Genomic DNA, 16,144 nt, shown 5'->3' on the forward strand with positions numbered 1-16,144 from the left:
TACCGCCACCTATCGAGGTCAATCGACTGATCAGCGCTGCCGGCGTGGCCGTGACTTGTCAATCCCGGACCGGTTAGGCGTAACTTCAAATACCGTCAGGGACGAGCCGCGCGCTCGCGTCGCCGAAACTGAGACACCAAGCCGCTCGGCTCTTCCGCTGCCAGCGAAGCCAGAGAGAAGACCAGACGGCGCACCGCCCCTTTTCACAAGTGATGTGCCGCTGCAAAAGGCCCCGATCAGGCGGCCCGCATTTTGGTCAGAAATTGGTCTACCGCGACACGTAGCATATCCGACTGGTTCTCCAGTCCACGTGCGTTCGTGAGAACTTCGGCAGCCGCCGTGCCGGTGGCGGCCGCTGCGCTGCTGACGCTACCTATATGGCCTCTGATTTCGCTAGAGCTCCCGGCGACGGACTGGATGTTGCGCGCAATTTCCCTGGTCGCGGCACTCTGCTCCTCGACCGCAGAGGAAATGCTTAGGGTGATAGCATTCATCTTAGCGATCGTTTGCGCAATTCCGTTGATGGTGAGAACTGCATCGCTTGTCGTTGCTTGCATAGTTTCAACTTGCGCGGAGATGTCCTCCGTTGCTTTTGCTGTCTGATTGGCGAGCGCTTTGACCTCGGCTGCCACGACAGCAAATCCGCGTCCCGCATCGCCCGCACGTGCCGCTTCGATAGTGGCGTTGAGTGCCAGAAGATTGGTCTGTGTGGCGATACCATGGATCATCTGGACGACTTCACCTATCTTTTCAGCTGCACTGGATAGGACCAGCACCGTGTCGTTTGTGCGCTCTGCGTCACTAACAGCTTGGCGTGCGACCTCAGTTGACTGCAACACCTGTTGCGATATCTCCCCTACCGACGCAGATAATTCTTCGGCGGCGGCGGCTACCATTTCAACGTTCCCAGACGCTTTCTCTGACGCAGCCTCGACAGTAGACGCGCGCATGCTGGCATCGCTGGCGGTCATCGTCATCACATCGGCTGTCCCCTGCATGTCGGCGGCTGAGGTGGCTACCGCACGAACAATGCCATCTACGCTTTGCTCAAAATCGTTCGCAATGCTATCTAGTGTGGCACGGCGCTCATCCGCAGCGCGCCGTTGAGCTTCGGCCCCGACTTGCTCAAGCCTCCGAATACGAATTGCGTTGTTCTTGAACACCTGGACGGTAGCGGCCATTGCGCCAATCTCGTCGTTCCGCCCCACACCTGGAATGTCTTGTTCGAGATCGCCGCTAGCGAGTTGCGTCATGCAAGCGCCTAGCGCGGCCAATGGTTTAGTGATGCTGCGGCCGAGGAACCAGGCGATGACACCCGAGACCAGTCCGATTACGATGATAGCAGCACCAAGCGACCACATGATCGGTTGTAGCTTGGCATCAAGATCGTCCAGATACGCGCCGGAACCGACAAATATGTCCCATCCAGGAATGCCTACCGCGTAGGACAGCTTCCTGATTGGCTCCTTTTCGCCAGGCCTCATGAACTCGTAACGCAACACAACGTCGCCGTTCGCTGCGACGCCGTCGCGCAATTCGCGGATCAGCGCACGACCGTTTGTCTTACCGTCGAGACGATTGACCCCGATTGTCTTCGGATCCTGAGAGGCTACCGCGACACCATCCATCGTATTTGCAAAAATATACCCCGCACCCCTGTCATACGTCATCGTCTGAGCACGACGTGAGAATTCTGCAATTGCGGCCTCTTTGGTGAGTTGGCCCGCGTCAACTTGCTTCTGCAAGCTCAACGCAACGTTCTTGGCGATATCGACGATGGCGCGGGTCTGCTCGACACGCGAATTGATCATTTCCTTCTGCATCAAATAGCCCGCAAGCAGTCCGGCAAATGAGAGGCCCAGCATCGAGACCGCAACCAGAATACTGATCTTGGGAGTGATCGGTAGGTTATTGAGCAGTTTCAAGGAACGTCTCCAATCGCAATTAAGGCCAGGCAGGGCGCAAATGGTCACTGCTCGTGTACAAGTGATCGGTTTAGGTTTCGTTACAGCCGGCCAAATGGGAAAACACTTGCGTGCCGGCGGGCCCGCGGCTCGCCGCGTCCAACGCTGATGCCAGATAATGCCTGACAATCGCGGTCGAACGCTTGAGCATCGACAATCAACATTACGGTAGGGTCTGGACGTCCATGTCAGAGAGTCTGGCAAGCATCTTTGACCAAATCGGATGACGAAGTCCCAGCTGCTTCCGGCGCGCATGCATGGACGAGATGAACGTCTCGAGAGCCCTCATCTCGCCGGACAAGCGTCCCAACACCGGCATCAACCGCTTGACACAGAAGCAGTCTCCATCGTGGTTGCTTCCCCTTCCGTGCCGACTTTAAAACCCTTAGCGGATAAATCACGACCGAGGGTCTCTGGAAGCAGAAGAGATGCGGCAATGAAGACTGTGGCGGCAGGAAGGGCGACCGCAACCATGCCGTAGAGCAAGCTTCCGCCGAAGTGAGCGGCCGCTAGAGGCACAATCACGGGGGCTATGCTGCCGAGCCCGCGACCTCCCATGTAGAAGGTAGATACCGCCGTCGCACGCAGGTTGACGGGATAAAGTTCCGAGATCCACACGCCAGTCACCCCCAGCGCCACGTTTCCAATGCCAAACCCGATGTAAAGCCAGAACATCGGCCATTCGGTCTTCGAACCGGCGTAGAGTTGGCTGCCCCAAGCGGCCATACCAACCAAAGACCCGACCCAAAACAGCGCCGGCACGAGGGCTCCGAAGCGGCGGCCAGCCCTGTCGTTGAAAAAGCCGTTCGCGAGGTAACTAATGCCGCTGACAACGGAGAGCAGAACAGCCGTCGTGCGAACAATATCACCCGGCGTGTGCATGTCCCGCAGCAGCAGTGTTGGGATAAAAGAGACGACGCTGTAGTAGCAGAGCATATAGCTCATCAGCCATACGAAAGCGACGACGGTCTGCCGGGCCAAGCCATTACGGAAGAGATCGGCAAGAGGAAGCGTGCGGGCTTCCGCCGCGACCCGACCGACCTTGCGGTTCGCCTCATACTCCAGCCAGATCTTGGATTCAGGCATGAAGAAGCGAATGAAGATGATAAGCAGAATGGGTACGCCGCCGCTCAGCAGACCGATGCGCCAGCTCCACTCGTCGCTGAACGTCGCGATCAGCCAGATGCCAACGATCGAAGCCGTGGACGACGCGATCACGGCACAACCTTGAAGCGCGGCCGCGCCCAACCCACGGCTGCCTTTTTTCCAGGCCTCGTTGAAGAGCACCATGCCAACGCCGTACTCGCCGCCAAGTCCGATGCCGGTGATCAACCGCAGCACGGCAAGTGACCAGTAATTCCATGCGAACGCCGAAATGATCGCGGCAACAGAAAACAATGCGATTGTGAGTTGAAGCGATGTCTTTCGGCCAAGTCGGTCACCGATAACGCCGAATACCGCTCCGCCAATGGCTGACCCGAACAATGTCAGAGCCTGCAGCGAGCCGACCTCGGCCAGCGATAGCGACATCGATCGCTGAATCGCGGGCAAGAGGAACGGAAATATCAGCACGTCATAGAAATCGAGTATGTAACCCAGCATCGCTGAGATCATAATCGAATACCGTTGCCCAGCGGTGTAGTCTTCCGAATTCGAGATAGCTGCCGACATGTGACGCGTTTCCTGTTGGGAATAGAAGTCCATAGAGGTGCCGAGACGCTTGTCGCGTCTTTGGAAGTCGGACTGCGACTTCGGCATTGTTGGGGGGCTCGAACGCGCCCCCAGCATCATGCGGAGCTGTATCGCGACTCCGGATTGCGTATCTGAAGCGCGCGGGCTAGCGACCCGGCGCCCTCAACTCTGGATAAGCAAACTCGCCCTTGTCGAGAATGTGGATATCGTCAAGCCATAGGCTGCAGCCACGAAGCGGGATGTCCAGATGACATGGCGTGTCATTCGTGCCGCCGAGCTCCGTGTTCGGGCCCGTCGAGAACAGGACGTTCCCGTAGAAGGAAAGCGCATTCATGATGTGCTCCGACGTGAGCTCCTGGGAGGCCGCGATGTGGTGCCAGGTGGCACGCTCGTTCGATCCCCAGCCGATGTGAGAGATCGCCCAACCGCGCGGATCGCCGAAACTGTCGATATAGTTTTTTATGAGGAGCGCGTCGGCCCCCTCGCCCTTGAGATCGACGATGTAACCGTCCTTTACGGTCAACGTGACCGGCGACTGGATATAACGCTTGAATGCGCAGAGGATGTCACCTGGCATCAGCACCACCGTGCCGTTAACCTCGCCGTCGGTCGCCTGAGTGAAGGCAAAGCCTGACGGGAAGTGATCCCAGCGTCCGGGCTCATCCGTGTATCCGTATTCGGAAATGACCGGGTATTGCTTCAGGCCATAAGTTACGTCCGTTCCGCCCGGCGACGTGATCCGCATTTTGCTGGCTGACTGGAGAAGCGTTCGAGAGAGCTCGGTTCGTCGACGCAGATCTTCAGTCGGGAACATCTTCTTGAGGATGTGCAATGGCTCCATCACGCGCAAGATGCGTGTGCCAGCTTCCTGAATGTCGGCTTGCTCACGAGAGAAAAGCAGGCCGAGGAGATCGATCACCATATCCACGCGCTTGAGCGTATCGATCGCCGGCTGGTTGCCCGTGAGCGCATGCCGGCCCTGCAACCCCGCGACCTTGCCCTGGCCGTACTTCGGCACATTCAGATGAAAGGTCGTTGCACCCAGGCTCCGCGCGGCCAGCATGAAAGCCTGAGCGTATTCCTGCTGATCCTCGCCACCGCTCAGGACGGCAACGACTTCGTCCTTCTTCACCTTGCAGAGCGTCAGTTCGGCCTTGAAGAGCTCGAGCATTTCAACATCAACGATTTGTCGGGACATCTTAACTGACCTCCTGTTTGCCGAACGCAGCCACGCGACGGTCGAACCGATCGCGCGGTCGCGCTAGAAGCTCTTCAACGATTGAAAGGAACCCCTCGGTATCGTCGATTTGCATTTGGTGACCCGCGCTTTCCAGCGTCCTGGTCGCGATCGACGGCAGCAATCTGCGAAATTCTTCCTCATCTTCCGGCCGAATGACCCCTCCCCGTCCCGCAACGATCAATGCGGTCGGAACGCTGAGATGGGCGAGGTCGCGATGAATATCATCGTGATGAAACCCCTTGTAACTCTCGATGAGCGCTCGCTCGTCGCAGGTATGCATCCACTCGGCCCGGGTGCGGATGTGCTGCTCGGGCAACCACGGAGCAGTGGGGCTCCGTAGCGCCGCGTCGGCTTCTCCGCGCTTCGCGCTTTGCAGCAATTGGAGAAGCGGTTCGACCGGAATAGGATAGGCGCGGCGTCCAGGGCCGGAAACTGGCGGGTCAACCAGTATCAATTGGTCCATGGATGATGGCCGCCAACGCGCGGCGCGGATCCCGATGCGGCCACCCATCGAGTGACCCAGCAGCGTATAGGAGCCCATTCGGAGCGCCTCAGCGAACCCGATGAGGTCGGATGCGCATGCGTCGAGCGAGTAGTCGAGATGCGGGCCGCTTTCGGAAAGGCCGCGACCACGGACATCGAGCACAAAAACGTCGTGTCCGGAGCACAGACGCTCTGCGATGAAGGCCCATTGCGCCGCAGTCGTCGAGATGCCGGGGACAATGATGACCGCTGGCCCGGACCCGCCGAACCGCAGATAATGCTGCCGAATTCCGTTGGCACGCACATGCCCACCGTAAAGCAATCCGGATGCCGCGACGCCGCTCACGTTCTCTGATCCTCTGTCTGGTCATCCGATAGCGCGTGAAGCCGCTCGATAGCGGCTTGCGTCGGCATGACGTCCGCGTATTTGCTGGCGATATCGAACAGGTTGACGGCGTGGGACGTGGGTGAGCGGTCGTAGACCGCGTCGCTTGGCACAATCGATTTGAAGTTCAACGCGCACGCATCCACGACCGAAGCCCGCACGCAGCCGCTGGTCGTGCAGCCGGTCACCACCAGGGAGTCGACCCCGGCACCGATCAGATACGTCGCAAGCGGAGTGCCGAAGAATGCGCTTGCCTGAGTCTTCGGCAGGAGCAACTCGCCGGGCTCCGGAGCCACCTCGCGGACAAACTCGTAGCCCTCGGACGGAATCCGCATGATACCCGGGATCTTCGCGGAGAATGCGCCCTGGTCCTGGCCCACCTTTCGCGCGACATGCGGAAAAATAACCGGCCACTTCTTCTCGCGAAACAGCCGCACCAATTCGGCGATGTATGCTATGGCATGCCAGCCGGCCTCACCGCAGCTGGTAGGGTATTGCTTGATCGCTTCGCGGATCGGCATCGGCCGGTTGCCGACCGAACGATACTGCACGTCGATGACCAGCAATGCCGGTCGTTTGCCGAATCCCGCCGCGCCACCCAGCCCGGCGAGGGCATAGGTCTCGCGCTCGTCCAGCGATATCACATCGTCCCAGGGTTGCTTGGTCCCAATCACTATTGCGCCCCAGCGGTCAAAATGAGCATGTCAGTGAAGCGGTACGGTGGTCGCATCGTACTGGTAGATCCAATCGTATCGCGCAGCCGTTGCTTTCGGCGTCCACTGGGTCTTGATGTAGTCACCCGCCGTCTCGGGCCTGCACAGCGCCTGATTATGGAAGATCGGCAGCATGCCAGCCGCGGACTTCACAACCTTGTTGGTGCGATCGAGCCGCAGGCCCTGATACGTCTTGAAAGCCGCCGCGATGTCATCGGGATCCTGCTCGAAGCAGCGGGCGAGGACGGATGCATCCTCCAGGGCCATGTTCACACCCTGCCCGAGGTACGGCAGCATTGAATGGCAGGCATCGCCGAGCAGGGTGATGCGTCCCTTCGACCACGTAGCCAGGGACGGCCGCACGAATAGGCCCCACTTGTTCAGGGTATCCACATTTTGGACCAGCTCGATGATGTCTGGATGCCAGCCCTCGAAGTCCTTCAGGCATTCCTCGACTGAGCCCTTTTCCGACCAGGATTCGAGCAGCCAGTCGTTATGGTCTACCTGACCCGAAAAGGTCATCATGACCGTGTTCTGCCAGCGCACCGGATAGGCCGTGACGTGGGCGGTGGGCCCGATCCAGGTCGCCACCTCGGGTTCGCGCTGATGCGGCGAAAGGCGGTCGACCGGCACGAGACCACGCCAGGCAATGGCTTTCGTGTACTGGCTCTCGATGCTGCCGATCAGGCCAAGACGGACCTTTGAATGAGCACCGTCCGCGCCGATCAGGGCGCGCCCTTCGACTTCGGAGCCGTCAGCGAGCTTGGCCCGAACCGCTTCGTCGTTTTGATGGAACCCGACAACGTGGGCGTTCAGATGAATGGCGCCCGGCTTCAACTGCCGCACGCCGTCAACGAGGATCTTCAGCAGGTGAGCACGCAGCAACAAATAGGGCTGGTTGCGCGCCGCGTCGGAGCTGCGATTGTAGAGGGGCCACCTATCACCGGTGTTCCAGAGCCGGATCGAGCGTCGTTCGGCCGCGATGCAGTTCTGCTCGACCTGTTCGTTGAGGCCGAGATCCCGAAGAACGCGCACGCCGTTCATGGAAATCCAAAGACCCGCTCCCACTTCGCGCAACTCGGACGCTTGTTCAAATACGTCACAATCGATGCCGCGACGAAGCAGCGATAGCGCCATCGCCAAGCCGCCAATGCCGGCGCCGGCGATGAGGACGCTTGATTTATTGACCTGTTCAATGCTCATGACATCTCCAAACGATAATATCGCTGTCTTGCAACGGTTAGGCGGAATCCTCGGAGATTTGCTCGACGGCAAGGCTCCTTACGGCCTCGAAGATCTTGGTGTATCCGGTGCAACGGCAGAGGTTGCCGTGCAGGTAGTGACGGATTTGTTCGTCGGTCGGGTGCGGCGTTGCCTTCAACAACGCTGTGACCGCCATGATGAAGCCTGGCGTGCAGAAGCCGCACTGAAGGCCCCCGTGAAGCACAAAAGCCTTCTGGATCGCTGACAGGCCGTTGGGCGGCGTTACGCCCTCGATGGTCGTGACCTCGCGCTGATCGACATCGACGGCGAGTGTGGTGCAACTCGAAATCGGCTCACCGTCGAGCAGAACGGTGCACGCGCCGCACACCTCCATGTCACAAGACCGCTTGGTTCCCTTTAAGCCAAGGCGATCCCGGACAAGGTCGATCAAAAGCGTATGGGCTGGAACGTCGACCGCGATCGCCAAACCGTTCAACGAGAATGCAATCGGCAACACGTGTGTCATTTCAGGTGCTCCCGCCTACAGCGATCGCCTCTTCGGCGTTTCGCAGCAGCAAGACGGCCGCAAGGTGGCGCTTATAGTCGGCGCCGCCATGCCGATCCTCGTTGACTTCAAGCTCATCCAGAGCGGTCGGCAGCGCCGCCTCGATAGCCACGCGGACTTCGGTGACGGATATGCCCTGGAGTGCGTCTTCGACGGCCTTCAAGGGCTGAGGTCGCGGACCGAGCGCTCCGACCCGCACGCGGGCGCTTCTGATCGTCCTTCCGCCGACGCCCAGCGACCAGGCCATCGCTACATTTACCGAGGGCCTCTCACCGTGCTTAAAGCGCCGATAGACCACAGGTCCGGTCGGACGCGGAAGCGTAATCACCGTCAGCAATTCGTCCGGTTCGCGCACCGTTTCCAGCTCGCTCCGGATGAAATCGTCAGCGTGAACGATACGCGTGCCGCTGGGGCCATTAAGCACCAGCCGTGCGTCCAAAGCCCCGAGCATGGTCGGCGGATCGGCGTGGGGCTCTCCGAAGCACAGATTGCCTCCTATTGTTCCAACGCTGCGGACCCTGACGTTCGCGACGTTCGCACAGAGCGAGGACAGCGCCGGCACATGCTCGCGAATAACGGGATCGCTGGCGATCTTGTTGTGCGTACAGCGCGCACCGATTTCGATCTCATTCGCATCGTTCAGAGCAATGCGATCAAGTCCGGGGAGTCCCTTGATGTCGATAAGTCGGTCCGTATGGATGACGCGCATCTTCATCGCCAGCAGCAGTTCGGTTCCGCCGGAGTAGAACACGCCGTCACCGGGGTCTCCGACCGCACGCACGGCGTCGGCGATCGTCGAAGGCCTCTCGAATTCGAAGGGTGGAGGCAACATGATCAGACCGCGCCCAACATTTCTTTGAGCCGCTTCTCGAACTCTTCGAAGTTCTGATCGACGCGACGCTTGATGACGCCGAACCCCATAGTCGCGAGGCGACCTTGCACGTCGACCTTCGCGTCCACAGCGAATGTGGACCCCGCCCCTTCCGGCGTCACGGTCACGTCGAGAACTACTGCCAGCCTCGTCCCGGTGATCTTGTCGCGGCCCGTGGCGCGCGTGCGGACGTGAGACGGCTCCGTTATCGACTCAACGATGATGTCGGCCGGGACCTCGACCTTGAACGGGCCGATCTTCTGTTTGACGGTCGCTTTGTAAGTTGCAAGCCGCTCGATTTCCTCGACGTTTTCGCACCCTGGTATGCAACCCGAAATGCGAGGAACATCGAGCAGCGTGCTCCAAAGCTCCGCCGGCGTCGCTGGCACCACCATCGACATATTGAATTCCATGAATTCAGTTCCTCTTCTGCAGGGCGCGCCATACTTTTTCGGGCGTCATTGGTAGGTCGTTGATCCGAATGCCGTAGGTGGAGAACAGCGCATTAGCGATGGCTGGCGCGACCGGAAGGATCGCACCCTCGCCCATTCCCTTGGCGCCGTCTGGACCAGGACCATCGCCGTTTTCAACAAGGATGGTGACAAACACAGGGGGAACGTCAGAGATGCGCGGTATCGAGTAGTCGATCGGCGTCGCATTGATGGGCTGGCCATCCTCGAATTCCAGCACTTCATAAAGTGCGTGTCCGAGGCCCATGATGGCAGCCCCCTCGTCCTGGCCTTCCGCCGCGACGCGATTGATCACGCGGCCGACGTCAGCGGCGCTGGCATATCGGGGGACTTGGATTTCGCCGGTGTCTTCATCGACAACGATTTCAGCGAGGCCCGCGGAAGTCTCCCAGAACAGAGGGGACTCAACCAGGGCGCCCTTCTTCGAGCGCGGCGTAATCGCACCGCGGCCGATGACCTCTCCCGAGTCGACGCCCAACGTGCGGTGAAAAATCTGATGGAAAGTGAGAACCTCTGATCCAGTAGAGACGCCCCCCTCAACAAGCGACAGGTCGTCCCGGGGAAGCTCCCAAACATCCGCAACCATGTCGAGGATCTGATCGGCTGCGTCGAGCGCTGCATTCTCGACGGACAACCCGACGACAACGGTTGATCGGCTTGCGCCTGTACCCCAATCGTAAGGGGCCACGGCGGTATCGGTGCGCAAGACGGTTACGGCCGAGGTCGGCTGCTTCAAGACCTGCGCTGCGATCCGCCCCATGGTCGCGTGCGCCCCCTGACCGACTTCGATGCTGGAGACCGAAACGAGGATCGACCCGTCGATCTTAAGACGTACAATCGCGTTGCTGATCGGCGTATTGGCCGGATCGGTTGCGGCGACTGCCAGTCCGCGCGCCTCCCGGTTGGACGCTGGCACCTGCGATGCAAATGACCGGGTCACCCGGCCCATTAGCTCCCTCATATCCATGTCGAGCGCCCGCAAATCGGGCCGGATGCGTTCACCGCGGGACGCCAGGTTCAGCAACCGAAACTCCGCTGAATCCATGCCGATTGCCGCCGCGACATTATCCATGTGCGATTCCTTGGCCCAAACAGCTTGCGGCCCCCCGATCGAGCGGAATGCTGCACCTGGAACCGTGTTCGTGTAGACCGCGCAGGCCTCAAGACGCAGATTGGGCACCGCGTAGGGGCCCATGATGCGATTCGCCGCTTTAGTGGCGACGGCCGAGCCTGTGTCGGAATATGCCCCGCCATCGAGCAGCACTTTGGCGCTGTTGGCGAGAATCCGTCCCTCAGCGTCAACGGCGGTTCGAATCGTTATGTCGGCGCCCAACCTTCGGCACGTGAGCATCGATTCAGCTATGGATTGGGCAACGCGGACCGGGCGTTGCACCTTCCACGAAGCAGCGGCAACCAAAGGCTCGATCTTGACCGAGGCCTTGCCGCCAAACCCTCCACCGACGAACGGAACGATCACCCGGACCTTGGCCAACTGCAGCCCGAAGAGCCGCGAGAGCACCTTCTGAACAGCGCTCGGCGTTTGCGCGCCCGCCCAGACAGTGAGGGAATCGCCCCGGAAATTGGCAATTACCGCATGCGGCTCCATTGCGAAGTGAGAGATGGCCGGAAAGGTGAAATGGTCTTCGTGGATGAAGGCCGCGGCCGCCTCCGCAGCGTCGACGTCCCCGACGTTGCTCCGGTAAGTATGAAAAATGTTGCTGTTCTCGGTCGGCCGTGCCCCACCCCTGAAATAAAAGTCTTCGAGGTTTTCGTGGCGCTCGTGGATGAGCGGCGCATCTTCCGCCAGGGCTTCCTGGATGGTCGTTGCGCGGGGAAGCTCGTCGTATTCGACATCGACTAGTTCTGCGGCGTTTTCCGCGATCTCGATTGTCTCCGCGATCACCACGGCGACGGGTTCGCCCACATATCGCACGCGGTCGGTCGCAATGATCGGCCGGTCTTTAAGCACAACGCCCCAGCGACCGAACGAAGCGACGTCTTCGCCGAGCAGCACGTCCACAACGCCGTCCATCGACCGCGCGGCACTCGAATCGATCGAAACGATGCGGGCATGAATGGCTGGCGAGCGAACCACAAACCCGTGCAGCATCCCCGGAACCGTAAGGTCGGTGACGTACTCAGCGCGTCCCGTGACCTTTTCAATCAGGTCAGGTCGAACGGAACTCATGTTGTCAATCGCCGACATACGCAAATCCAACAGTACTTTGGTGCGGCACTCCATAAGGCGAGAAGCCAAGGCCCCGGGAGCAATCTCAGGACACTACGATATTTATCACTCGTATGCAAGCACTACACTCGTCTACAAGCATGAGGTGATTTCTTCCCTCGATCCGAGGCAAGCCGAGCGAATCGGTCTAGCTCAGCGCATGCGAGAATGGGTTTGCCTCTTAGGCGGAGCGGATTTCCAAATGCCAACGAAGGACGCAACGAAGGCGGTCACTGCCGGGGCACTCAACGAAGCAAATCGCATTAAACAGGGCGAAGTCGAACAAAGATGGATTTCCCAGGTCAGGAAATGTAGACAATCGGCCGGCACCGAAGACCTTCGGAGCTAAAAGCCTGTATTTCTTGAACAGAGGCAACTTACGGCAAGGAAGCAAAAAGTGGTGCAACCCAAAACAAAGCCGCGCCCGGCGGGAAAAGTGAAAGAAGCTATAGATTCATACCGGCTGGATGACGCACCGGGCTTCTTATTGCGAGTTGCGCTCCGTACTCACACGTCCATCTTTGCCGCCAAGATGATCGAAGAATTAACGGGACCCCAGTTCTCGACGCTAGCGAAATTGAAGGAGGTAGGTCCTTGCTCGCAAAACCACTTAGGACGGCTAATTCACTATGACTCGGCGACCATCACCGGTGTTATCAATCGCCTGAAATCTCGCGGCCTCATCAAGAGTTCCAAAGACCCTCTGGATCCGCGGCGACGCGAGATAGATTTGACCGAGAAGGGAAGGCGGATAGCGGACGCAGCGATTGAAACTATTGGCGAGATTTCCGGCGAGACCTTCGCTCCGCTGACCCAAGATGAATTTCGAACGCTCACCGAAATCTTGAAGAAGATCATACGACGCGGATCGACCGGCTTCGAGCGACACTAGATGTCGCAGGAGTCGAGAAAAGGGCCCGGCGATCGCGCCGGGCCGAGTAGAGGGAGGAAAACGAAAGATCGGAAATCTTTCGCCAACGCCGAATGCGGAATTCGATCGTAGAAAACCAACGAACGACCTCCAGCAGCAATACTATTGTACACATCATACAGCATTTTGTGCTGAAGCCGGCGCCTCTCAGCGCCAATTCCGACATTTGACGCGTTGTACGATTTCGACAACACCATAAAGAACACGCGCGCGTGACCTGGCAGGCCCCGATCACCAGGCTCCGCACGGCCCGGAACAGCTCATTTCATCCCCCGGATTAGATCTCGCAATGCTCGCACCGCCATAGCCACTTTTGCAATTCAGAGGTCCCAATCGCCGACGATCCTGCCTGCCGGGTCCGCGTAGCGTTGATGAACGTCTATTCTCTGAAACTGCGCGCTGAAGCAATCGCGCCTACTTCTCGAGGAGCTGTCCTCGATCGTCTCCACTTAGCGCGCGGAGTATCTTTCTTCTGAAGCTCGACAGGTCAAACAGGAGCCTTGGTGCTCTTTTGAGTGCAATCGCCCTGCCTTCGATTGCGAGGTGTAGAACTCGCACCAATCTGGCAAGACCGAGTTCTACAAATGCGACCCGAACATGCGGATCGTCCGCAATCCTGAGCTGGTTGTCTACAATGACGATTGACACCGCCAGATCAGGTTTTCTCTCCAGAACGAAGTCTCGACATGCCGCGGCAAATTCCTCCTCTTGAACGCTTAAAGGTACCTTGACTTCCTTCGAGACTCTCCGGCCGTTTCGTTTTCGCCCTGGTCAAGCGATTGTCCGCCGGCTGACTTGATCGGCGCGTCGTCGCGAATGGTCACTATCGTCAGGCTCCTTCGAACTCTTTCCTTAGTACCATTGGGGGTCGTGGCATATCCCGCCGAAAACTCCCGGAATTTCGGGCTGAACACGCGATCGGACGAGCCAGCTGCTGCGGATTTTGGCATTCTCTGCCGTGTCGCGCGCGCGTGGGCAAGAAGGTATCCGGAAAGCACACTTTGTCGCAGCTGGCTGGATCACGTCCGCACGGCTGCCCCGCATCCGGCTCATGTCGCGCCTGGAAAAGGCAGAGCCGACGGCTTAGACCTCCATTTCGACTACGTTACTTTTTCGTGACGATCATTTGCCGGAGGACTATTGTTGCCAGCAGGCTCCCGAAGCGAGCTCCACTTGCGCCACCGGATGTATGGAACCGTAGCCATTAACGAGTGAACTCAATGAGCACATCACCCGTGTCTGAAATGGATCACAGCCTAGCCAGAATGAATTTGCCGGATCTTAGGCTCAATTACGACCCGATAGATCCGGATCAGTTTGATCGCCCAATCGTCTCGATGCGCATTGAGACTGGTGAACATGATGACGAACTCCCGTTACACTCGCACAAAAAGGGACAATTGGTCGTCGCCTCACATGGATCAGTCATGTGTCGCGCCCCCGGTGGGTTATGGATCGTTCCTCCGCAAGGAGCCGTTTGGATCCCCCCTGGGGTCATGCATAGCAATTGCGTATCAGACAATGGAAAGGTCTACCTCGTCTTCATCGATCCGCAGGCAAGTATGCTTCCAAACACTTGCTGCACATTCACGATATCGTCGCTCGTTCGCGAGTTGATACACCGGCTATCCGTATTTCCGCCACTTTATCCCGTTGAAGGACCGACGAGCCGACTCGGTCGAGTGCTGCTCGACGAATTGGTGCAGATGTCCACGGAACAGATGTACTTGCCAATTTCCACGGACAGCCGACTTCAACATCTCGCGGCATCACTGCTCAATGATCCCGGTGACCGCAGCACTATCGATGAACTCGCCGCTCGGTATGCAATGAGTGTGCGGACCTTCGCCCGCCTGGTCTTGAAAGAAACCGGAATGACATTCGGACGCTGGCGGCAGCGGCTTCACATCTTGGTCGCATTGCAACGCTTAACGGCCGGAGCGTCGGTGCAGGCCGTTTCACTCGATCTCGGCTATGAGACGCCGAGCGCATTCATCACTATGTTCAAGAAGACAATGGGAAAGAGCCCTCGCCGCTTCCTCGCCGAACGGTCGAGCTTCAGCAACCAGTAGCCCTTCACATAGCACGCATAGAACCGCAGCCCCGGCATTGAACCGGGGCGGTGGCTCGCGGGTCATTATCGAGAGCTGAAAGGCACCAGCGGATATTCCAGGTCTGCTTCCGCAATTGCCCTCGGTGATACCACGCGCGGTTTGCCTTTTTGCGCCTGAAGCAGAGCCACGGCGGAATTCACGTTTTGGCCGCTTGAGTCAAATTTGATCGTCCCGGACGACATCAAGACCGGCTGCATTTCCGTCAGCTTGAGCGCGTCGTGAATTGCCCCCGACTTCGACGAGCCTGCACGCTTTACCGCGTCACTGGCGATCTGCACGGCCTCGAAGGCACATGCGGCATTTGCATCGAGCCATTCATTGGGGTAGTCGGCCGCGAACATCTCGATAATTTTGTGCGCATCAGGCGCCTTCGGATTGTAGTAGAGCGCCGACGCCATCGCGCCGTCAGCGAATTTGCCGAGCGCGTCGTAATATGCCTTGTCGATAACGCCGTTCGAGTTCGCCGAGTAGATCATTTTTGGGCTCCATCCCTGCTTTACACACTCTCGTGTGACCATGATGGCGTCGTTGACCCGGGTGATCGGGAAAAGCATGTCAGCGCCGGTAGCTTTTGCTTTTGCAACTTCGACCGAGAGATCCTTGGCCTTTTCATCGTACGGAATGAACTCGGTGAGCTTGATCGGGAGATCGACCTCCTTCCAGGCCTGTGCTATGCTCGTGGCGCTCGACTGCCCCATCACGTTGTTGAGGTGGAGGACGACGGCGCTGGCTGGCGGACCGTTGAGGGTTGGCAACAGAGCTTTCAAATCGATCAGCGACTGACGAATGATCATCAGCGACGTGGGATAGTAACGGAAGACCTGAGTGAAGCCCTGCGAGGTCACCTGGGTGGCACTGGCGATATGGACGACCATAGGGACCTTCGCTGCTTCGCACGCCTGAAGCGCCGAGATGGTCGCGCCCGAGTCCCAGGCGCCGATGAGGACCGAACAACCCTGGCCGATCAGGTTCTCCGCAGCGATCCGGCCATTTTCCGGTCGGCTCTGCGTATCGGCGTGAATGACCTCAATCTCAAGGTCGTACTTCTGTCTGGCGAACTTCGCGCCGAGATCAATGCCGCGCACGCAAGCCTGTCCGGGGAACGCCAACACGCCGCTGCTGGGCATGATCGCACCGATTTTAACCTTGACTTGGCCCACCGCCCTGACCGGCCACGATACAAGCCCCGCTGCGATGCCAACCCCGCTGCCGATCACAGTCCGGCGAGTAAACCCGTTTCCGATGCTATTCTTCATGTGAAGTCCCCTTCAGTTGATTACATGGAA

The 16,144-nt window shown here is 58.8% G+C and carries 13 protein-coding genes and 1 pseudogene; 3 read left to right on the forward strand and 11 right to left on the reverse strand.

The window, feature by feature from the left end; translation table 11 throughout:
* Positions 1-236: 236 nt before the first annotated feature.
* The 10 genes from XH98_RS16565 to XH98_RS16610 all read right to left on the reverse strand — a co-directional run bounded on the left by XH98_RS16565 (position 237) and on the right by XH98_RS16610 (position 11,792).
* On the reverse strand, positions 237-1,925 hold the full coding sequence (locus XH98_RS16565) for a methyl-accepting chemotaxis protein (protein ID WP_271619269.1): 1,689 nt from the start codon (positions 1,923-1,925) through the stop codon (positions 237-239).
* A gap of 357 nt (positions 1,926-2,282) precedes the next feature.
* On the reverse strand, positions 2,283-3,635 hold the full coding sequence (locus XH98_RS16570; protein WP_271619270.1) for an MFS transporter: 1,353 nt from the start codon (positions 3,633-3,635) through the stop codon (positions 2,283-2,285).
* Between the two features lie 166 nt (positions 3,636-3,801).
* Positions 3,802-4,854 carry a leucyl aminopeptidase gene (locus tag XH98_RS16575; protein ID WP_271619271.1) on the reverse strand — a complete coding sequence of 351 codons (1,053 nt, stop codon included), beginning with the start codon at positions 4,852-4,854 and terminating at the stop codon, positions 3,802-3,804.
* Between the two features lies 1 nt (position 4,855).
* Positions 4,856-5,725, reverse strand: a complete 870-nt coding sequence (locus XH98_RS16580; protein WP_271619272.1) for an alpha/beta fold hydrolase — start codon at positions 5,723-5,725, stop codon at positions 4,856-4,858.
* Positions 5,722-6,438 carry an isochorismatase family protein gene (locus XH98_RS16585; RefSeq protein ID WP_271619273.1) on the reverse strand — a complete coding sequence of 239 codons (717 nt, stop codon included), beginning with the start codon at positions 6,436-6,438 and terminating at the stop codon, positions 5,722-5,724. The genes XH98_RS16580 and XH98_RS16585 overlap by 4 nt, the downstream gene beginning before the upstream one ends.
* A gap of 30 nt (positions 6,439-6,468) precedes the next feature.
* Complete coding sequence (locus XH98_RS16590; RefSeq protein ID WP_271619274.1) at positions 6,469-7,680, reverse strand: FAD-dependent monooxygenase; 1,212 nt, start codon at positions 7,678-7,680, stop codon at positions 6,469-6,471.
* 37 nt (positions 7,681-7,717) lie between these two features.
* Positions 7,718-8,206: a (2Fe-2S)-binding protein gene (locus XH98_RS16595; RefSeq protein ID WP_271619275.1), complete on the reverse strand. Its 489-nt coding sequence runs from the start codon at positions 8,204-8,206 to the stop codon at positions 7,718-7,720.
* 1 nt (position 8,207) lies between these two features.
* Complete coding sequence (locus XH98_RS16600; protein WP_271619276.1) at positions 8,208-9,077, reverse strand: FAD binding domain-containing protein; 870 nt, start codon at positions 9,075-9,077, stop codon at positions 8,208-8,210.
* Positions 9,078-9,079: 2 nt separating this feature from the next.
* A complete protein-coding gene (locus tag XH98_RS16605) occupies positions 9,080-9,529 on the reverse strand; it encodes a CoxG family protein (RefSeq protein WP_271619277.1) in 450 nt (149 codons plus the stop codon).
* 4 nt (positions 9,530-9,533) lie between these two features.
* Positions 9,534-11,792, reverse strand: a complete 2,259-nt coding sequence (locus XH98_RS16610; RefSeq protein ID WP_271619278.1) for a xanthine dehydrogenase family protein molybdopterin-binding subunit — start codon at positions 11,790-11,792, stop codon at positions 9,534-9,536.
* Positions 11,793-12,210: 418 nt separating this feature from the next.
* On the opposite strand from XH98_RS16610, the gene XH98_RS16615 reads away from it, so the two are divergent.
* The 3 genes and pseudogenes from XH98_RS16615 to XH98_RS16625 all read left to right on the forward strand — a co-directional run bounded on the left by XH98_RS16615 (position 12,211) and on the right by XH98_RS16625 (position 14,816).
* On the forward strand, positions 12,211-12,705 hold the full coding sequence (locus XH98_RS16615) for a MarR family winged helix-turn-helix transcriptional regulator (protein WP_271619279.1): 495 nt from the start codon (positions 12,211-12,213) through the stop codon (positions 12,703-12,705).
* 1,376 nt (positions 12,706-14,081) lie between these two features.
* Positions 14,082-14,285: pseudogene (locus XH98_RS16620) on the forward strand (AraC family ligand binding domain-containing protein); the annotation flags it as partial.
* A 141-nt stretch (positions 14,286-14,426) separates the two neighbouring features.
* Complete coding sequence (locus tag XH98_RS16625) at positions 14,427-14,816, forward strand: helix-turn-helix domain-containing protein (RefSeq protein ID WP_271619295.1); 390 nt, start codon at positions 14,427-14,429, stop codon at positions 14,814-14,816.
* A 65-nt stretch (positions 14,817-14,881) separates the two neighbouring features.
* Here the strand turns inward: XH98_RS16625 and XH98_RS16630 are convergent, their stop codons facing one another.
* Complete coding sequence (locus XH98_RS16630; protein WP_271619280.1) at positions 14,882-16,114, reverse strand: ABC transporter substrate-binding protein; 1,233 nt, start codon at positions 16,112-16,114, stop codon at positions 14,882-14,884.
* Positions 16,115-16,144: the final 30 nt, after the last annotated feature.

Origin of the sequence: Bradyrhizobium sp. CCBAU 51745, from assembly GCF_028128715.1 — a bacterium.
GTDB classification, from domain to species: domain Bacteria; phylum Pseudomonadota; class Alphaproteobacteria; order Rhizobiales; family Xanthobacteraceae; genus Bradyrhizobium; species Bradyrhizobium manausense.